Source organism: Moorena sp. (assembly GCF_982860115.1).
This window is the reverse complement of the sequence record NZ_CEYLVT010000139.1, coordinates 1-19,585: the sequence shown is the minus strand read 5'-3', so window position 1 is coordinate 19,585 and position 19,585 is coordinate 1. Positions and strand designations below refer to the sequence as shown.

Sequence of the window (19,585 nt, the reverse complement as noted above, 5' to 3'; positions counted from 1 at the left end):
TAGTGCGTCTGAGTTAACTCAGGCGCATTTTTGATCAGGGTTGGTCTGCCCAGGACTTTTGTTAAGAAATATTACAAAAGTTTGCACTTTTGTAGAAAAACGAAACATTTAAGTTGATTAACTATTAGAGGCTGAAAAACACAGCAGTTTTTAGATACAGCCTCAGACACAACCTCAGATACAACCGAGGTTTGGGTTACCTCAAAGCTAACGATTGATTAATTACGGAGCAAAGATCAATGAATTTTTTCAAAATTATCACGGGAACAGAAGGCAATGATAACCTGTCAGGCACTGGCGCAAACGATCTGATTGATGGTTTGGCTGGTGATGACATGATCTTTGGTCGTGAGGGAATAAATTTCCTTGTCGGAGGTGATGGTAATGACCGGATCGAGGGGGGTTCACAGCCAGATGGGATTATCGGTGGTACCGGTAACGATACCATCTTCGGCAGTGAAGGTAATAATGTAATATTTGGTGATTCTGGTGATGACTTGATTTTTTCTGGCTCTGGAGATGATTACATTAATAGTGGCAGTGGTAACGACACCCTTTTCCTAGGGGGTGGTGATGATCGAATTGTCCTCGAAATTGGCAATGGCTTTGATACTATCAACAACTTCCAGCTTGGTATGACTACCTTTGATGTTGCAAAATCTAGTCACATTGTCATCGAAGATGGTGCTAATGGTGCTAAAATCTTTGGCGGCGGAGACCTCTTGGCTGTGGTGCGTTTCACTCAAGCTAGCACTCTCAACGAGAATTTCGATCAGGTGTTTGTCTAGGGTTTTTCTGCAAGCCTGCAGTGGAGCAAAGCTTGCCGGAGCATAAAATCATTTTTTTGCATAATTATTGTTAGATGAGGATAGGAAGATCACAGAATTACAACTTCGGTGATCTTCCCCCTTTTTCCCTTGTTGCGATTCTCACCAATGAATGATAAGATGTCAGGATAATTAGTTATAGCAATTATACGACTTGTGAGGTACACAATGTCTGGATTTTAGGGAACAGGGAACAGGGAACAGGGAACAGGGAAGACATAAGAAGGAATAGGGATGCCCTGCATTAAAACAGGGAATCAACGTCAAAGAAGACTGTACCTCATGAGTCCTATAAACGCTATCTAAAAAACCTTCTCCGATTAAACATTACTCCTTTTATTCACAATAGCTGCCTTCCTTTGTGCAGGTGTGGGAAGCACAATCCCATACTAGATATAGCATTTTAAAATGAATGGAAAAAAATATGACAGTTCTTTCCATTCCCAAAAATTCCTATATACTTTCTTGTCTCTTGCCTCTTGCCTCTTGCCTTTTGCCTTTCTCAAGGAGGACTATGTTCACAACTGAAATAAAAATGCTATATCAACGCCACAACCGCTTAATTTCTTGCCAAATTTGTGCTTGTCCTAATTGATTAGTCGGATGAGTTAACACTCCCTGACTGGGACTAAATAAAAATGCCAGCATAAATAAACCAAAAGCTACTAAAACAATTGCTGGTCCAGAAGGCAGATTAAAAAAATAACTCAGGTACATACCAGTAATACTAGCTACTACCCCAAGGGCTGAACCCAAAATCATCATCTGGTGCAACCGATGGACTAATAAGTAAGCTGTTGCTCCTGGTGTGATTAACATGGCTAGCACCAAGATCACTCCAACTCCTTTGAGGCTAGCGACAATGGTCAAGGCAATCAAAATCATCAGACCAAAGTTCAGCAAGTTGGTTGGTAAACCTGCTGCTTTTGCCCCTAAGGGATCAAAAGTATAATACATTAATTCTTTGTACAGCAGGAGAATGATTGATAGTACAATGGCGGTGATAATGGCTGTATTGATTACTTCTTCATTGGTGACACTCAGAATATTGCCGAATAGGAAGTGATTGAGGTCAATTTTGTTATCTTTCTGCATCACCGTAATTAAGGTGATACCTAGGGCAAAGAAAGCGGAAAACACAATCCCCATGGCGGCATCTTCTTTAATTTGCGATCGCGTCCGGATCCAAGTAATCACAACAGTGCTAACTACCCCAGCAATAAAGGCTCCCACAAAAATGTCAGCACCGATCATAAATGCGATCGCTAATCCTGGTAGTACAGAATGACTGATAGCATCTCCGAGTAAGGCAAGTCGCTGTACCATTAGGTAGCTACCAACTGCGGCACAAACGATGCCCACTAACACCGCAGTAATTAGCGATCGCTGCATAAACCCATAGTGCAACGGCTCAATTAAAACCTCTAACATATAACATTTTAAGGTGAGATGTCAACATAAGATTGATGGTAAAAGGGAACAGCGGATCTGGGAACAGGGAACAGTAGAAAAGAGCGATGGGAAGATTTTTTTGTGCTATCAGAAATCAGCTTTTGTATGCAAGCCTTTTGTATGCAAGCCTTTTGCCTTCTTTCACTTGACAGCAACTGGATCTAACCAAAAAACCACTTGACCACCATAAGCCTGTTGCATATTAGCTGCACTCAATACCTCTTGCCTAGATCCACTAGCAATTAACTCCCGATTCAACAAAATCAAATCATCAAAATTACTGATCGCTTCTCCCAAATCATGATGAACGACTAGGACAATTTTTCCGGCATCGGCGAGTTGATGGAGGATAGTAAAAATTACAGCTTCAGTTTTTTTGTCAATACCAGCCATGGGTTCATCAAAACAGAATATATCTGCTTGTTCAGCTAATGCTTTAGCGAGAAAAACCCGCTGCTGCTGTCCTCCCGATAGCTGTCCAATCGGACGATTGCGGTAATCACTCATGCCAACTTGTTCGATGGCATCCGCTGCGATCCGTCGGGATACCGTGGAAAAGCGACGAAACCATCCTGTTTTCCGGACTCTACCCATTAGCACAACATCCCAGACCGTGGCGGGATAAGTCCAGTCAATTTGCGTCCGCTGTGGCATATAAGCCACCTTTTCTAACTGTTCTATCAAGGGTTTTCCGTGATACATAGCTTTGCCCGTCGCAGTGGGAACTAACCCCAGCATGGCTTTGATCAAAGTACTTTTCCCAGCACCATTCGGACCAATAATTCCAGTTAATCGTCCTGGTTTGATCTCACAGTTGATATCCCTGAGTGCTTCTACTAGGCGGTAGTGTACACCCAGTTGCCTTAGGGTAATGGTTCCTGTCTGGGACAAATTGCTATATCCAGCTTGGTGTTTCCTCTTAGGAGAAGCAAGGTGATGAACCGAGGCAGCATCTGGCATAGAGGGTTCCGGAAGCAAAAAATGAAACAAATATGAAAATAGTTTATCATGAAAAATGAAAAGAATATGATAAGACTTATGCTGTAAACCCAGTTTCTTAGCGAAGTTACAGGGATTTCAGCCTTTGATTAATAGCGATGCAGAGGTGCGACCCGTGGCAAATTTAATTACGGGTCAAGCGCACCTAACCTGTTTTGCTGCGTAAGTCCTGATCAAAAGATAACGATTAAGCCGATGAGAGTAATTACTCAGTCTCACAGTAGAAAGCGCCAATGGTGGCTGACAGTAGTAATCATTTTAGGAGTCTGGATCAGTGGGTGTGATACCACCGGAACAAACCAGAGTGGTATTGATGGCGATGATAAGCCCAATGTAGTGACCACTAGCACTATCATTACCGACTGGACGAAACAAGTAGGAGGAGATGAAATTGAACTGACGGGTATCCTAAAACCGGGAGCAGATCCCCATGTTTATGAGCCAGTCCCAGCAGATACTATTGCGTTGGAACAAGCTAATCTGATTTTATACAATGGCTACAATCTGGAACCAGCACTGATTAAGCTGATTAAGTCGGCTGGGGTTAACATCAAGAGCTTTGCGGTTGGGGAAGTGGTGTCACCCTTGGATTTTGAATACGAAGGCAAGAAGGAACCGGATCCTCATGTTTGGGGGGATGCTAAAAATGCGATCGCAATGATCAATGCCATTCGGGATCAGTTGATTGAACTCTCACCAGAGGACAAGGAAGAATTTACCAAGAATGCAGCACAGCTAACTGCTGAATTAAAAAAGCTTGATGCTTGGATTATCCAGCAGATTCAAACTATTCCTAAGAAGCACCGCTACCTAGTCACAACTCATGATGCTTTTCAATATTATGCTAATGCCTATAGCATACCAGTGGCTGGAACCTTAATTGGCATCAGTACTGAGGAACAACCCAGTGCTCAGACTGTCAAGGGTTTGGCAGACGCTATCAAAAAAATTGGGGTTCCGGCGATTTTTGCGGAAACCACAATCAACCCAGCTTTGATCAACACTGTGGCTCAGGAAGCTGGGGTGAAATTAGCCCCACAAGAATTATACTCTGATTCCTTGGGTGTACCAGGTAGTGAAGCTGATACTTACATCAAAATGTTAATCACTAATACTCACACAGTTGTTGAAGGCTTAGGAGGGAACTATCAAACGTTTAATCCAGTTGAGTAATGTAGTTTACTAATACAGTTGACTACTTGCCAGAAACTTGTTTAAGTTTTTAATAATTTAAGCAATCAAGGAACTTTGCTCCACATCTATCATCCGAAAATAAAGTACCTGTTCATTAATTTCCAGATTATTGAGCATTTTCACAGTAGCCAGTAACCCTTCACTAATCAGTTCGCTCTTGACTTCACCGTATTCCGTCTGCAAGATAATATTTTTTTCCCGGTCGTCATGGGAGACATTATTAGGATCTTTCCAGGTTCCTTCTCCTCCTATTTGGGTTACCGCTACCATGAAGTCTATAACGTGGAATTTATGCTCTGGTACGATCAAGGTCAACAGTTCCCGTTCTACTCGAACAAATCGAACATTAGTATTTTCATCCCCAAAGAGCAGTGCGTAAAACACATCTTTAGCTTCAAGCAAAAGTTCATTACCCTTACTACTCCTTTCGGCATTAGTAATTAGAGCTGTCCCTTTTTGAGGGGGATTGTTTAGGTATCCTTCTGCTTCGAGTTGCTCCCGATCTAGTCTCTTATACCTCTTGATAATTTGGGCTAGTTTGTGCTCATCAAGCTCTATCTTAGAGATGCGTTCAAGTCTAGCCCGGTGTTTTCTTTCTTTATCTTCTAAGGCTAGAGCTAGCTTCTGGGTAGTTGGCGGTTGTATCCCACATACCAATTGGTTGTCTCGGCTCAAGATTAATGAGATGATCTGCTCTACTAACCACTCTTTGTCCTGGCTCATAAGCATTTTTCGCAACCGCTGACTGAATTCGTCAGATAACTCTGTCTTGATTTGGTCGATTAATTTTTTAAGGGTTGTCACGGCCACTCTCCTTCTCTGCTGTAGTCACCCATTTAACTGGCCTATACCAAGTGGCGGTCAAAGTGGTAATTTACTGATAGGATTACCGTTGGTGTTGAGTAGTATTTGACTAGTATTTGACTATTAATAGTTAACGTTTACCCCTCAACGGTCAACCTTAAACATAGTTACCCCAAGGAATGCAACATGGTATTACTTAATATTTTGGCTTGAAAAATTAGAAATTGGGAATTGGGTAGACAAGATTAAATAGAAGAAATGTGCGATAAGTTACAAAACTAGAAATAACTAAGCTCTTAAACCGGTAACTTGTACATTCAAGTAGATGGAGCAGATGGAGTAACGGATGAATTAGGGGATGTAACGGATGAGACGATGTAGGTAATTTCAAAACCCTTAAACTGTCTGCTCACTACCAGTAGCTACCTGCTCTCTAGATGCCAGCAAAGGTAGACGAAGAGATACATACAATGCTCAGATCTATGGATTAATTAGGTCTTGGAACCGTTGATCGTCTTTAATCATGTCAAAATCCGCATCAATATTAATGATAGACTTAAGTCTATCATTCAAACTCATCGCTTGTTTTAGACTAGCAATTGCTGAGTCAATCTCACCGTTTAAGGCATAATAACAAGCTTCGTTGTAGTAAAGATTAGATGAATTTGATTTTACCTGCCGTACTCTTTCCAAACTTTTCCAGGCTTCTTGATAGCGACCAAGTTTGATCAAAGCATAGGCTCTATGGTTCCAAGCATGATGAAAATCTGGGTTGAGCTGAATAACCTGATCATAGGAAATAAGTGCTTGTTCATACTGTTCCATGTATCTGAGAGTATAACCTTGTCCAAACCAACTCCTAAAGTTGTTCGGATTAATTTTAATCGCCTCAGCATGGGCAGCGAGGGATTCTTCATATCGCTTTAATCGCTGCAGGGCTTGGCCTTTTCCTGACCAAGCCACATCGGAATCTGGCTGGAGCTGAAGCGCTTTTTCATAGGATGCGATCGCATCTTGATAGCGATTTTCAATCCACAGAGCGTGGCCTTGATTGATATAGTCATCAACCGTTAAGTAGAGCTGGGGATTAGCAGACTTTAACGACTCCAGCTGTTTAGTTAGCTCTTCCAGTTTTTGTTGGACTTCTGGAGCAACAAATTCTTCTTGGATAATGGACGGAGTAATTCGAGAAATTTCGTGAAAAATCTGCTCTTTCTCATGTTGAGCATCCACAACTAGATGCTGGAGTTGAGAAACTAAATCAGATTTAAGGGTTTCCAGCTCCTGCTTAAAAGCTTCAACTTGTCGTTTTAATTCCGTAGTGACTTCAGCATCAATTTGCTCTTTTATTTTTTGTTCAGCTTCTTCTTGGAATTGCTTTTGCGTCTCAGACACTAATTGGTTGATGATGCTACGACGTAGCAAGAGCACTGCCAGACTAGTAACAATAGGGATGGCGATTAATACTGTAATTAAAAGGTTGAGTAGGTTAATCGTCCAGTCAAAGGTTCGATGAACTTCCGATTGGATCTGATTGCGAATTGTGTAACTTTTCTCTAGATGATCGTTAATTAACCTTTCCACTTCCTCGCGTTGTTGGTTCGACAGTAGTGGAGTCGGTGGTGTAGCCTTAGGAAATGATGAATTAGGTTGAGCAATTGCCCCCTCAACTGATAGCAGTAAAGTAGCCAAAGTAATAGCAAGGTTAGGCTTTATTTTCATAACAACTGATATCAAGTATTGCCAATCCGAATCAACTGTGTTTTCATAATTGAGCGACAAGTAATTACATTTTATATACGAGCGCGAACATTTCGGATGCTAGCCAGTACAATTTGGATCTTATTGATGGGCTTTTTTGGGGGTCAACTTGCCCGTCGGTTGGGAGCACCTCCTTTGATTGGCATGATTGTGGTGGGTATCCTGATCGGACCAGAAGTGGGGGATGCGATCGCACCACAAGTCCTAGTTATTGCTGATGACCTACGCACCTTCGCGGTTATGGTGATCTTAATGCGGGCAGGACTAGGATTGGATATTGAGAAACTCATGGAGCAAGGAACTGTTGCGGTAAGGTTAGGCTTTTTGCCCGCCATCACCGAAGCGATCGCAGTAGCTGTTGCTGCCATGATACTGTTTAATTTCGATTTTCCCACTGGATTACTCCTAGGCTGTGTAGTGGGAGCAGAATCCCCCGCCGTGATTGTGCCAGGAATGCTGCGACTCAAAAGTTTAGGCTGGGGTGTAGCTAAAGGGATACCAGATGTGATTCTGACTGGTAGTGCCTTATCCGATGTTCTAGTATTGCTACTCTTCAGTTTGATGGTGAATTTCTTGGCACAGGGAACGATCAACAGTAATGCTCTCCAATTCCTGCCCCTGCAAGTTCTAATCCAGGTCGCCCTTGGTGTCTTAATTGGATATATCGCTGCTCAGTTAATTATTTTCCTATTAACCAAACAAAATTGGACCGAAACTATCGTCCAAGATACCTTAATTACCGCAGCACTTGCCTTATTGTTGGTAGTGTTAGCTAAAACTATGCCATACTTTTCTGGCTATTTAGCTACCATGGCAATGGGATTTTTCCTAATAGGATTAGACCCTCCCTTAGCACGACGCTTGCGAGTGGAATTTAACCATCTGTGGGTAGTAGCAGAAATTATTTTATTTGTCTTGATGGGAGCCAGTATTCAACTGCGGGTATTAGAAACAACCCTGTTACCTGGCATTGTAATCCTCGCAATTGGGTTATTTATCGGTCGGATGGTCGGGTGGTATCTCTCCACATTGGGAAGTAATTGGACTTGGCGAGAGAAACTGTTTTTGTTGCCCGGAAACTCCGCAAAAGCCACAGTACAAGCAGCCATTGGGGGTATTCCCTTGAGTCAAGGGCTAGAAGGAGGTCAGACAATTTTAGCGATCGCAGCCCTCTCGATTTTGATTACCGCACCCCTAGGGGCTTGGGCAATTCCCACCTTTGCCCCTAAACTCCTATCCCAAGACCCTGTAGACCCCACCAAAGTAACCGTTGCCTCTCATACTCTCCTACTAGCTGCTGTCGATACCTCTAGTTTAGCCACCCACGTATTAACTAAAGTAGCAGATTTAGCAAGACGAAGTAATGGGGAAGTTATTGTTTTACATGTGATCACCACATCAAATCAGTCAGAAGTGAAGCAGTTACAGAACCAAACCAAACGCTTGCTCTTGGATATTCGGCATCAGTTTATTACCTTAACCGGTTCGATTCCCGAAGAAATTGTTCGCATAGCCCAAGAGCATCAAGTAACAGATATAGTGATGGGAAAACGGGGACATCAACCCTGGCAGCAAGTGCTGGTCGGGTCCGTATCTCAGGCAGTGTTAGAAACCAGTCCAATTCCAGTAATTTTGGTTGAAGAAGTAGAACGAACCTCTGAAGCTTCCCACCACTAAAGCCATCCCTCTTAAAATAAACCCCAAACCGTTATAATGTCAGTGGTAATACGCAAGTAAAGAGGAAAATACATCACAATCATAATTCTTAAAATTATGGCTTTGCCATCTGTATCATTTTTTGATACTTTAAAAAAAAAACAGCGACTAAGTCGTTGATTTGATTTGTTGATTTGATTTATTGTTACCCTCGATTGGGCAGTATTAATCCATGTTAGAGAAATTTGAGATTTTAGGATACCTGAACGAAGATCAGTTAAAAGAGGTAGAGAGGATTGGAGAAATTAAAAAATACTCTCAGGAAGAGTTGATTGTCAAAGAAGGAGACTATAGTAGTGAAATTTACTTTATTCTCTCAGGAGCCGTTGATTTATTGAAAGTTGAAACCCGTACTAATACAAATATTAAATTTGGAGAAATCCTAGCCGGGGAAACTTTCGGAGAAATGTCATTCTTCGATGAAGGACCTAGAACTTGCTCTGTAATAGCACAACCGAATACTGAACTTTATATCTTATCTAGAACCCAACTGCTCGAGAATGTCGATGACGCTCAAGAAATCATCAAGATTATAGATGAAGCAATAACTTATGACGTCAGTAAGCGTCTACGATATTGGACTACTCAATATATAGCTAATCTCCAAGAACAAATCGACCAGCTAAAGGAACGCAATAATTTTGGTTTGCTTTTCGTCATCCTATTAATGATGTCGCTGATTGCAATACTTCTTAATTCATGTTTGGATGATTTTTTCCCAAATTTCATGAATCTTTATTCAGTGGCATTTATTTGGATTCAGATGGTAGTAATCATTATTCCTACTTTATTTTTATTTAAAAAATTTAAAATGTCTTTAGATGACGTAGGAGTGACAAAAATAAATCTCAAAAAATCTGTTTTAGATGGGTTGATATTCACTGGCATAGCCCTGATATTAGTAGGTTTAATAACGTTGGGAATAGATCGAACTACCAGCGACAACCAATTAACCTTAAAATTATTAAAATTTCCCATATCTTTACTAGCCCTGACACCATTGACTTATTTTATACACTCTTATCTGCAACAGTTTGTACGAGGTCTTGTACAAACATCTTTGCAACGATTTCTCCAAGATAAAAAAGGTTACTTTTCTGTTTTTGTTGCCGCCATTATATTTGGAATTTTTCACGTTAGTATGGGAACTCAAGCGATATTAATTACATTGGTTGCCGGTGAAATATTTGGTCTTATTTATATAAGGACTTACAATTTGTTTGGGGTATCATTATTCCATTTTATGCTTGGCTATCTATTTATGTATATGAGTTTAGTTTGACAGAAAATTAAACTAGATTAAAGTCTTATTGAAACAGGGTGCTTGTTTCACAAATCAAATCGAAACGCTATCAGGTGTTAGGCTTTAACGACTAAAACCTAACACCTAAAACCTAACACCTAAAACCTAACATCTTGCCCTAACCCTAAAAACTAAATTGACAGGGTATTAGTACCGCTCCCAATAAGGCTGAAAACCTCGCCGTTTCAGAATATCCACCTCCAGCCGCAGGATGCGATTATCGAGCTTAGGATTAGCTGTCCCTGTAGACTCTTTCTCTTCCGAGTTGAGTCCTTCAAACCGTTGGAGGGCTGTAAAGGGAAAATCTTGGGCTACACTTAATTCAGCCAAGTTTTGGCGAGCCGATAAATTCTTGGGCTCCAGTTCTAGTATCTGTTTATAAAACCCCATTGCCTTAGCATAGTGCTGTTGAGTAAAGTTAATCCCTGCCAACGCTAGTAAGGCACCAATTTGATCAGGCTCCCGTTCCAAAATTTCTTCGTAAGCGTTGCTAGCTAATCGCAAATCCCTCAATCCCATAGCCAATTCTCCCTGCACAAAGTAGGCATCAATATTATCAGGATTACCCGCAATCCACTCAGCTATTTCAGCTTTAGCTAACTTAGGGTCTCGCTTTGCTAAAACCTGTAGTCGTCGCAATTGTACAGGAGCATTATCTGGTGAGACTTCTAGTAGAGTAATGTACAGGGTTTCTCGTGCTGGGTCAGCAGGCAAAGCACCCACCAAACTCAACAATTCCGGCGGTGGATCAATAGAAGGCTGAGTCTGTAGCCATTGATTGAGTACCCCTTCCGCTTGCTCTTGGTCAATACGTTTAGTCTGATATGCCACACTAGTACGCCCCAGCTGGGCTAATAAATCATTGCGATCGCGAGATAGCAGCTGGTCATAGATAACCAGAGCTTTCTGTGGATCACCTTGGGCAATGTGGATTCCCGCTAACCCCCGCAAAGCACCATTGAACAAATTATTATTTGGGTTACTCCGAATAATTCTCTGATACCGCTGGATACTGGCATCGAGATTTCCCTGGCGACGGTCAATCTCTGCTAGCAATAATTCCGTACTCTGGTCGGAACTACCAGTAGAGGTTGCCCTGTAACTATCAATCGCACTTATTGCCTGGGCTAGTTGATTCTGCTTTATCAAAATCTGAGCAACACGGAAATTCAAAAACGGTACATCTATCCCTGTAGCCAACAAATCTTGGTAAACACTAAGCAGTTCTGGGTCAGGAGGGTCTAGACGCAACAAAGCTTGGGCTAAATCTCGTTGCTGAGCTGCTTCACTCGGTAGGGTTTGGGTTATCTCAAGCAGCCGCTGTCGCCGTTGAGTTCGGGATAACTGACCCAATTTACCTTCTAAAATAATCTGCTTCACCAACAAGCTTTGGTTATTCGACTTCACCAAAAAACTTTGGTTATTCGACTGCTCCTCGGTCAACTGCTGATAAAGCTGTAGAGCTGATGCCCACTGGCTTGGTAGCTCACTCATCACATCAGCCACTTCCCTGACTAAAGCAGAAGATGGCTTTGATGTTGAGGCCAGTACCTCACGGTAGAGAGTAACCGCGTCTTCGGTTAGGTCAGAGCGACCCTCACGACGACCAATTTCTGAAAGGGCTCGGGCTAAGGGTAAAGCTGCTTCATCTCTCCCTCGCAACGGTTCTAGGACAGACAAAGCTTCTGTCAGTTGCCCAGAGGCTTGATAAGCTTGAGCTAAATCAGCCCGTAGATAGGTATCATTGCCATAGGATTGGGAAAATTGATTGAGTTGAGCTTCCAATACCTGTACCGCCTGAAGAGGATTCCCAGTTTCTCGTAGAGCCAGAGCATAGGCTCCCGCTGCATTTCCCGGAATTGGCTTACCGCTAGCTTGGTAACGATCAAATAGCTGCAGCCCTTGCTGATAGTCACCACTATAGGTATAAATTTGAGCAGCACCAAGCATGATTTCTGGTGTAGGATTGCTCTCCAGCACAATTTTATAATCATCTAGGGCTTCCGGAAAACGACCTTGGTAGCCAAGCAGTAAAGCCCGCTGAGCACGAGCACTAGTATCATTAGGAGTTAGGTTTAATAAAGTAGTTAGGGCTTCAATCCCATCCGCCTGCCATTCAGGACGATAACCTCCCAATTCTCCTACCGCTTCCAGAGCCTCTTTATTGTTTGGGTCGATAGCTAGGACTTGTTGATAAGCAGCCCAAGCATCTGCATCTCGCCCTGCTCGCTGATACGCTATTGCTAGACCTAACCTCCCTTCCTTCGATTGGGGAGAGCCTTTTAGAGCTTGTTCAAAGGTTGCGATCGCATTATCCACCCATCCTTTCTTTAACAGAGAGTAACCTCGGCGTACTGCAGAAGTAACTTGTGCTTGGAGCGCTGGTACCACCGATTCAACTGGGCTGAAGATTAATACTCCTGCTAACCCAAAAACCATCAAAAAGACCCACCAACGCTGCCAGTGGAAATTTTTTTTGCCAAGAGAATTGTTATTCATTGGTCAAAAGGATGAAGTATGAACTATCAAGGATTAACTATCAAGGATGAAGGATAAACTATCAAAGATAAAGTATCAAGGATTAACTATCAAGGATGAATCAGTGTCTATGTTCTATCTATGTCAGCAATTCTATTAGCGAGTAGCTTGAAAAACCTATTACTCATTACTCACACACTCACACACTAAACACTCAATCCCACAGATTACTAACATCAAAATCAGCCCTGACTCGAACACCAAGAATTGTATCTGAAAACTCATCTCGTCCTTGCAAAGTCACACCTGCACGCACATTAGGTGAAACACGCACGTCATAGAACAATTCCCAAACATCTGGTACTTTATTACCTTCGTCCCGGCGCAAGTCATCATTAGACAATTGCCGACCATAGCCAAGCCCTAGTCGGTCATCATCCATAAACAAATCTAAGAGGTTCAGACCCACACTGTAGGTATCCCCGCTTTCATCTAAATCAAGATTTTCGTACCAACCATACCGCCCAAAAAGTCCCATCTTGAGGGCAGGAATATATAGTTCTCCATTAATCCCGTAAGCTTCTTCGCGGTCAGAGGACTTCGGACCAAACTCGTTATCCCCTCGGTTCAAAGAAAAAATTTCCTGGAATCCATCTTTCTGAGCATCCCGAGCCGATAGGTAAGTCCCCCGAATGATTGCTGTACCTACCCGGAAAGCTAGCTCTGAAGAAAACCCATCAAAGGCAAAATCATCCAGGTCTCGGTCTGAAGAAAAGCCCGCAGCTCTTACTTCCAGGTTGTCGGTTAAATTCCAGTTGAGCAGCACCCCCGGACGGGACGCTATACCTGCTGCTGCCAGAGCAGGATTCGTCTGAAACACCGGGTTAAAGAAATGGGTCGTACTATCTTTAGCAAAGCTATTGCGGTCAAAATAAGATGTCAAATCCATTAGACCAACCACAAAGCGCAGATTAGAATAGCTAGGCACAGAAGTCGTAAAGTAAAGTTCATTAAGACTTAATCCCGTTTCCTCGGTGTCGGAAAAGCCATCCCCAGTGGTGAGGTCAACTGTGGCACCAAACAAAGCATGGGGAGAAATAGGATAAGTTCCTTGCAGCCGTAGTCTCGCTGATGTGTCTACCTGATTGAGAAAGGCACCTTGTACGTTTAGGGTCGGAGCTAACGGGTTATCATCCTTAGGCTCAATCTCTGGAATTAATGGACGCTCTGGTGCTTCCTCAAAGTTGGTTTGTGCCAGCTTCTTAGGCTCAATCGATACCCAATCATCTTCACTGGGCTGGAAGCTCTTAGGGTCATATTGCTTGGATAAACCTACAGTCCTATCAAAGTCCCTCAGGCAGCTTTCGTTTGTGTAGGCACAACCAAATTCTTGTCCGCTACTAACCGAGTAGTATTGGCTCTTCGGGTTTGCTTGAAACCTAGCCCTCATCCTCGTGCATGAATCCTTAACAGCCCAGTCCTCCTGAGCCTTTTCACGCAAATTCGTAGAGTTGAACCTGTCCAGCCGGTCTTGGTCTGTGTTGCTCCAGACATTATTCTGTGATGGTTTCGAGGTTTCGCTCTTAGGGCTAAGAGGTTTTTCCGAAACAATTTGATCCGGAAGACTAGCACATAGCCCCGAAAAATGAGCATGGGCTGGTTCTGTTTTAAGACTAGCAACACCTAACAAGAGTGATAGGGTGATCGGGGCGAGAAAACCCCATTTGGCTAAGGCGGAAGTCGAAGAAATGGATAATAAGTAACTTAGCCCAACCGAACGCTTTGAGGCGCTCATGCTTGGTTGATTATTAGTATCAATAGCAATAGGGATTTGATTTATGTCTCTCATGAGCACCACAATCAATGAAATATAACTGTGCTTAGTTAACATTTATGGCCAATAAATGTTTTAACAGCCGATAAAAGCTGCTCTATTTTTTTTTTATTGGGGCTAATTATGTCATATAATTCCGCTTAATTACTTTGTTCAAAGTCTTAGGTTTAATCCGATCTCATAAGGTTGTTAAATTTATCAATGTTATTGAACCCCAATACTACTGGACTTAATGTCAATCTCAAATTCATACAACCAAAAAAAAAATAAATAATTACCTATTAGGGGATAGTTCCAGCAAAATCATTCATCCTATAAATACTATAAATAGTTTAAATAACTGGGTCAAATCATAACATAAAAAAACTAAATGAATAAAAATTAACCATAGGAACCATTAATCATCATAAATAAATTTGAGCCAAATAAATTTTAACCTGTTAAAATTTTATTTAATCACAATTTTATGCAACTATCGGCTATGCACAAAACCTTTATTTTTATTTTGGTAAAAAAAATAGTCAAACAAAATATGACCCATTTTTTCAAAGGGTTATTTAGCATCTTTATACTCTTACTATTAAGTACTGGATGCACCCAGCTTTCATTACCAGGACGGGAATTAACTAATCGATTACTCGGTCAATCTTCCGAAGCAATTTTTCAGCTTAGGGTAACCAAATCAGACCGTCCAGGGATCTACACCGTAGCAGGAACCACGAATCTTCCCGAGGAAAATCCCATCACGGTAGCAGCGATTCGCTATTTGCACCCTAATCAACAGCTCTCTTTCAACAGAGACGCAAATTTTGTCTATTCAATTTTGGCTTATGAAAATGTCGATGTAAAGAAGGGAAGATGGGAGACCGACTTGAAGCTCTGGCAAATTGCACCAGACGGTAAGTTTCAAGAAGTCTGGCAAATGGATCAGTCCAAGCTTGGGTTATCTCTAACACCAGCAGAGGAAGTAACCTTCCTAGCTACCCTCGACCCCAAAGAGTCCATCTGGGAACTAGAAGAGGAGTTAAAGAAAAAGCGGATAACCCTAGCAAGCAGCCTGATCAACAATACATCCGATGGTCAACGGTATGTCCAAGCACGTCAAGTTCTGTCCGTTGCCTTACCCACCGGTCAGACCAAACCACCTGAACCTAGAGCTGAGGATATTAATGATGGCTGGGGCAAGCGGTATCTGCTGCTACCAGAACCACCGATTATTTATAAACTTGACAAGCCTAATCAACGTCGAATCGATGCTCCCCTTTCAACTCCTGAGTTTTTACAATGATCTCTGGTTTAAGGAGTGATGGAGTGATGGAGTGATGGAGTGATGGAGTGATCACTCCATCCCTCAGTTCTTGTGCTTGGACAAAAAATATTAGGGAATTTTCCTCACCTGTTGATCCCCTAACCTGTTCATCCCCTCACCCCTGTAAACTACTGATACTAATATCGGCCATCACAACACACTGGCAAGCTAGACGTGCATGAGGATTGTCTGGAGCTAACACATCAAGTAAATCCTGCTCATCAGCTGTGATAGGTGACAGGTTTTCAATGCCCCTAACTACCTCGATTAGACAGGTTCCACAGGATGCTTCCCGACAACCAAAAAGAAGGGAAATGGGATGCTCATCGCAGATCTCAGCTAGGTTTTGGTTAGGTTCGACCTCAAGGGTTTTTTGATCGTCTTCAACGTGAATACTCACCATAGCAACAATTTGGGGATCTCATTAATAACATTACTGGAGCAGGAGGTGACACAAGTTTGACCTAACGCTTAACGGATCTCGAGAACTGCTTAAACTCTCGAATGTTATTTGCAACAGCTTTTTCAACTGAACCGGATGACGCCATCAGACGCATCTCGCGATTAACAGGTGACAGATAGTCTAGACCTTCGAGAAACTTGCGGATATCCGATAGAAGACGCTGATAATATTTAGCTGTCACATGTAAGCCTTCATTTTCCTGACAGAAACACTTCTCCATCATCAGTAATGCTTCTTGGTTCGACATGCCAAATAGAGGTGTTTGCAAGAGCTTATACACCATAGGCATAAAATTTCCAGCACAGGTAGCAGGGAGGGTAGTAGATAGCCCATTAAATACATTGCTTTGTAACCTGTAGATAACTTGGTTAGCAAGGTACTTCTCCCAGAGGTTTGGCTGAGGGAAATCCTTATAGATTTCGTGGGATATTAACTGAGACGTTGCAGTATGGAAACTTTCGTCCAGTAGATGATAACGAGAAACTGCTGTTGGAGTGGGAATAAACTCACCCTTTTTCTCTAATCTCTTATATACCTGGGAAAGCGTAGATTCCCGACTTTTGAGATTTAAATTCCCGATGCCACGGGCAACATAGTACTGGCTCGCTAGAAAAGGAGAATTACTGAGACTAATGTTGTACACATGGCTTCCAAAACCAGAGCCTGCACGTCCACCCATCCCTTTGAAGGCGGCTAATGTTTTATCCATTTCCTGAGGTTTGGTTGACCTAGGACAGTGAAAAAGTGTTTCGCCCATTAGGGCTAACTCTGTCTTAATACCAATGGTGTGAAAGGCACGAATATGGTAGCGTTCTTGATTAGTTTCAAGATCTAGCGCATGACAGAGAACTTCGTAATCATCAAAGGGAAAGAAGGCATTTGCTGTAACTTCATTGAATAAGATTGTATTAGTTTCAGTAGCAGCAATGAAATAGTAATCCAAAGCCCAATAGATATGGTTGAGAGCTTTTTGTTGGGAGGGTGAAGCCGCTTCATAAAGGGGGGTACCGTACAGCAGTGAAAGCTCAGGTTCACCCCAGTAATAATTGCTATTGCTGCTATAGTCGAAGTTTTTAGACAACTGGTCTATCTTTTCGGTGTAATCCGACTCAGTGTTACGCCGATAATTCACATCCATCAGCTTAAGATTCTTCCGACCATGGACAACTTTTTCTGATGGAGTTGAAAATTGACTTCCTTTATCTGGTGCTTTATGGGTTTTTAGCATCATATTCTCCTTAGGAAAAAATTTAATTAATCTATCTACCTAATCTACGTAATCTATAAGTTAGATGGTGTAGGGGACTGTGCGGTAGTGTTCATAGTCAACTTGTTTTTGGTAATGGGTAATCGTTCAAGAGTAATTACAATTACCAATTACCAATTACCAATTACCAATTACCAATTACCAATTACCAATCTTGACAATATCAATAATTAAACATTCACAATTTAGGAAAGAGGAACTGGGCGATACTGACTGTAGTAATCTGGCATTTGGAGTCCTTGAATTTTTAAACTTTGTATTCGGTGTAAAAATGCAGCCCCATTCATGATGTGGTGAGCCACATCAACCACACTGCGATTATTTGGAGCAGCGAGGTAAGACCCTTGCACCCAGTTATTAAAGCTGCCCATTGCAGGTCCGCACCAAATCTGATAATCGATTTCTCTGCCTTTCTCCCCTGACTTCGACCAACGAGATGACAATCCTAGGTACCAGCGGAAAATCAGAGCCATTTTGACCTTAGGATTATTAGCCGCTTGTTTTATTTTATCAGGATTTCGTTGGGATATATAAGCTATTGTATCCTCCCAGATCGCTTCAATTTTTCTCTGGAAAATTTGTTTTTCCAGTTTTTCTCTTTCCTGGATCGGAATAGCTTCAATCGAGTCATAGCTTCTATATAACTCAAAGAGTTTCTGGGCCCGTAGGGGGAAGAGGGTACCTTTTTTGAGGACTTGAAGTTTTACCCCCATTTCAAACATATCTGCTGCTGGAGCCATGGTGACATCAGTCATATCAGCTTTAGCCAACACTTCCTTAGTATGTTGAGAGGTTCCAGCTTCAAGGCAAGACTGATTAATAGAGCCAGTCACAACATAAGCCGCACCCATCATAAAAGCAGCTAAGGCTGATTGTGGCGTACCAATCCCACCAGCAGCTCCAACTCTAATGGGGTTTTCATAACCATATTTTTCCTGAATTTCATCCCTCAAGTCCAAGATAGAAGGTAACAGACAAACCAAAGATCGATTATCTGTATGACCACCTGAATCAGCTTCTACGGTGATATCGTCTGCCATGGGAACTTTTTCTGCCAAAGTTGCCTGTAGCTCACTGATTAATCCCTGTTCAACGAGTTTTTTAATAATTTGTCTTGGAGCAGGTTGGAGAAATTTGGCAGCAACTTCTCTTCTGGAGATTTTAGCAATAACTTTATTTTTGATTTCGATTTGATTAGCTGTATTGAGTCCCAATCCAGCAGCTCGATAATAAACAATGTTGGGAGTTAAATCTAGAAATGCAGACGCTTCTACAGTTTTAACACCATAATTGAGAAATAGATCAACAGCATGGCGTTCAATCGCAGGTTCACTGGGACTATGAATTAAATTAAAGGCGTAGGGACCTTGGGGTAAGGCCTGTTGAATACGCTTAATAGCTGCTTCCAGGCGGGAAGGACTTAATCCGCCAGCACCAAATGAACTCAAAATTTTCTCTTTGCCGAGAGCAATGACCATCTCCTCAGATGCAATTCCACCAGCCATCGCTCCAGTAACATAGGCAGATTTCACCCCATGAAAGGATAAAAAACTGGGATCGCCTAACTGTTGAATTTGTATTGGTGGAACTGCCATCAACAGTTCTACTTGAGAGCTCTTGCCATTTTCGGAAGGATACCAGTAGCCTTCTTGGGTTACGCCAATCTGTCCTTGGGATCTAACGATATAACAGGACTTCTCTAAATCTAGCAGTTTAGCCTTAATTCCTCGATCATCAAATGCTATCTCATCCAAAGACCCTTGCCAACCTTGATTTTGACCATAAAAACAATTAAAAAATCCGATTTTATGATCCTTTTGATTATTATTTTTGCTTAGAGGTTTATCTAAACCAATGAATGCTTTAGAGCTAGTTTTAGTCATTATAATACAGCTGATTTTTAAATTAATTCTTAGAAGTCCATTACAGTTACCTGTCAAAACTTTGGTAATATCAAGTCCGATAGCTTATTTTAATTGGGTTTTAACGCTACCAGACTTGATATCAAATCAGGCTAGTTAAAAGAGCCCAGTGGTCCATGGTATTTAACCTCAGGGGGTGACAACAAGGCTAAAAACTAAACAGGGTGTGGGGTGTGGGGGGTAGGGGGTGGGGAAAATAAAAGGGAATTTGGAGTGAGCCGGTGGGATAACAATCGGTCCGAGACCTGATTTAACC

Annotated in this window: 14 protein-coding genes; 5 read left to right on the top strand and 9 right to left on the bottom strand. The window is 42.0% G+C overall.

Features of this window, described 5'->3' with window-relative positions:
* The first annotated feature begins 239 nt into the window (after window positions 1–239).
* Complete coding sequence (locus AC4II3_RS21345) at window positions 240–788, top strand: calcium-binding protein (protein ID WP_488029109.1); 549 nt, start codon at window positions 240–242, stop codon at window positions 786–788.
* 582 nt (window positions 789–1,370) lie between these two features.
* On the opposite strand, the gene AC4II3_RS21340 is transcribed toward AC4II3_RS21345, so the two are convergent.
* Both AC4II3_RS21340 and AC4II3_RS21335 read right to left on the bottom strand, forming a co-directional pair.
* Window positions 1,371–2,258 (bottom strand): metal ABC transporter permease, encoded by an 888-nt coding sequence (locus AC4II3_RS21340; RefSeq protein WP_488029108.1) that lies wholly within the window; start codon window positions 2,256–2,258, stop codon window positions 1,371–1,373.
* Window positions 2,259–2,420: 162 nt separating this feature from the next.
* Window positions 2,421–3,239, bottom strand: a complete 819-nt coding sequence (locus tag AC4II3_RS21335) for a metal ABC transporter ATP-binding protein (RefSeq protein ID WP_488011201.1) — start codon at window positions 3,237–3,239, stop codon at window positions 2,421–2,423.
* A 234-nt stretch (window positions 3,240–3,473) separates the two neighbouring features.
* Between AC4II3_RS21335 and AC4II3_RS21330 the strand changes: the two genes are divergently transcribed.
* Entirely contained in the window at window positions 3,474–4,451 is a 978-nt protein-coding gene (locus tag AC4II3_RS21330; RefSeq protein ID WP_488011203.1) for a metal ABC transporter substrate-binding protein, read from the top strand.
* A gap of 57 nt (window positions 4,452–4,508) precedes the next feature.
* Here AC4II3_RS21330 and AC4II3_RS21325 read toward each other — a convergent pair whose 3' ends face one another.
* On the bottom strand, window positions 4,509–5,276 hold the full coding sequence (locus AC4II3_RS21325) for a hypothetical protein (protein ID WP_488011205.1): 768 nt from the start codon (window positions 5,274–5,276) through the stop codon (window positions 4,509–4,511).
* A gap of 480 nt (window positions 5,277–5,756) precedes the next feature.
* Window positions 5,757–6,998, bottom strand: a complete 1,242-nt coding sequence (locus AC4II3_RS21320) for a tetratricopeptide repeat protein (RefSeq protein WP_488011207.1) — start codon at window positions 6,996–6,998, stop codon at window positions 5,757–5,759.
* Window positions 6,999–7,094: 96 nt separating this feature from the next.
* Between AC4II3_RS21320 and AC4II3_RS21315 the strand changes: the two genes are divergently transcribed.
* Together AC4II3_RS21315 and AC4II3_RS21310 are read left to right on the top strand one after the other, a co-directional pair.
* Complete coding sequence (locus AC4II3_RS21315) at window positions 7,095–8,714, top strand: cation:proton antiporter (protein ID WP_488011209.1); 1,620 nt, start codon at window positions 7,095–7,097, stop codon at window positions 8,712–8,714.
* Between the two features lie 211 nt (window positions 8,715–8,925).
* The gene (locus tag AC4II3_RS21310) at window positions 8,926–10,035 is read left to right on the top strand and encodes a cyclic nucleotide-binding domain-containing protein (RefSeq protein WP_488011211.1); all 1,110 of its coding nucleotides are present in this window, start codon (window positions 8,926–8,928) and stop codon (window positions 10,033–10,035) included.
* 168 nt (window positions 10,036–10,203) lie between these two features.
* On the opposite strand, the gene AC4II3_RS21305 is transcribed toward AC4II3_RS21310, so the two are convergent.
* Both AC4II3_RS21305 and AC4II3_RS21300 read right to left on the bottom strand, forming a co-directional pair.
* Entirely contained in the window at window positions 10,204–12,555 is a 2,352-nt protein-coding gene (locus tag AC4II3_RS21305) for a tetratricopeptide repeat protein (RefSeq protein WP_488011213.1), read from the bottom strand.
* A gap of 193 nt (window positions 12,556–12,748) precedes the next feature.
* A complete protein-coding gene (locus tag AC4II3_RS21300; RefSeq protein ID WP_488011215.1) occupies window positions 12,749–14,329 on the bottom strand; it encodes a hypothetical protein in 1,581 nt (526 codons plus the stop codon).
* Between the two features lie 571 nt (window positions 14,330–14,900).
* On the opposite strand from AC4II3_RS21300, the gene AC4II3_RS21295 reads away from it, so the two are divergent.
* Complete coding sequence (locus tag AC4II3_RS21295; protein WP_488011217.1) at window positions 14,901–15,656, top strand: hypothetical protein; 756 nt, start codon at window positions 14,901–14,903, stop codon at window positions 15,654–15,656.
* A 136-nt stretch (window positions 15,657–15,792) separates the two neighbouring features.
* On the opposite strand, the gene AC4II3_RS21290 is transcribed toward AC4II3_RS21295, so the two are convergent.
* The 3 genes from AC4II3_RS21290 to AC4II3_RS21280 all read right to left on the bottom strand — a co-directional run bounded on the left by AC4II3_RS21290 (window position 15,793) and on the right by AC4II3_RS21280 (window position 19,290).
* Window positions 15,793–16,080 (bottom strand): 2Fe-2S iron-sulfur cluster-binding protein, encoded by a 288-nt coding sequence (locus tag AC4II3_RS21290; protein WP_488011219.1) that lies wholly within the window; start codon window positions 16,078–16,080, stop codon window positions 15,793–15,795.
* A gap of 61 nt (window positions 16,081–16,141) precedes the next feature.
* On the bottom strand, window positions 16,142–17,371 hold the full coding sequence (locus AC4II3_RS21285) for a hypothetical protein (protein WP_488011221.1): 1,230 nt from the start codon (window positions 17,369–17,371) through the stop codon (window positions 16,142–16,144).
* A gap of 221 nt (window positions 17,372–17,592) precedes the next feature.
* Window positions 17,593–19,290, bottom strand: coding sequence for a PfaD family polyunsaturated fatty acid/polyketide biosynthesis protein (locus tag AC4II3_RS21280; protein ID WP_488011223.1), 1,698 nt, complete (start codon window positions 19,288–19,290; stop codon window positions 17,593–17,595).
* Between the last annotated feature and the right edge of the window lie 295 nt (window positions 19,291–19,585).

Excerpts from the sequence above, each read along its gene's own strand:
- AC4II3_RS21345 (WP_488029109.1), top strand. The coding sequence starts at position 240 with ATGAATTTTTTCAAAATTATCACGGGAACAGAAGGCAATGATAACCTG.
- AC4II3_RS21340 (WP_488029108.1), bottom strand. The coding sequence starts at position 2,258 with ATGTTAGAGGTTTTAATTGAGCCGTTGCACTATGGGTTTATGCAGCGA.
- AC4II3_RS21335 (WP_488011201.1), bottom strand. The coding sequence starts at position 3,239 with ATGCCAGATGCTGCCTCGGTTCATCACCTTGCTTCTCCTAAGAGGAAA.
- AC4II3_RS21330 (WP_488011203.1), top strand. The coding sequence starts at position 3,474 with ATGAGAGTAATTACTCAGTCTCACAGTAGAAAGCGCCAATGGTGGCTG.
- AC4II3_RS21320 (WP_488011207.1), bottom strand. The coding sequence starts at position 6,998 with ATGAAAATAAAGCCTAACCTTGCTATTACTTTGGCTACTTTACTGCTA.
- AC4II3_RS21315 (WP_488011209.1), top strand. The coding sequence starts at position 7,095 with ATGCTAGCCAGTACAATTTGGATCTTATTGATGGGCTTTTTTGGGGGT.
- AC4II3_RS21310 (WP_488011211.1), top strand. The coding sequence starts at position 8,926 with ATGTTAGAGAAATTTGAGATTTTAGGATACCTGAACGAAGATCAGTTA.
- AC4II3_RS21305 (WP_488011213.1), bottom strand. The coding sequence starts at position 12,555 with ATGAATAACAATTCTCTTGGCAAAAAAAATTTCCACTGGCAGCGTTGG.
- AC4II3_RS21300 (WP_488011215.1), bottom strand. The coding sequence starts at position 14,329 with ATGAGCGCCTCAAAGCGTTCGGTTGGGCTAAGTTACTTATTATCCATT.
- AC4II3_RS21295 (WP_488011217.1), top strand. The coding sequence starts at position 14,901 with ATGACCCATTTTTTCAAAGGGTTATTTAGCATCTTTATACTCTTACTA.
- AC4II3_RS21290 (WP_488011219.1), bottom strand. The coding sequence starts at position 16,080 with ATGGTGAGTATTCACGTTGAAGACGATCAAAAAACCCTTGAGGTCGAA.
- AC4II3_RS21285 (WP_488011221.1), bottom strand. The coding sequence starts at position 17,371 with ATGATGCTAAAAACCCATAAAGCACCAGATAAAGGAAGTCAATTTTCA.
- AC4II3_RS21280 (WP_488011223.1), bottom strand. The coding sequence starts at position 19,290 with ATGACTAAAACTAGCTCTAAAGCATTCATTGGTTTAGATAAACCTCTA.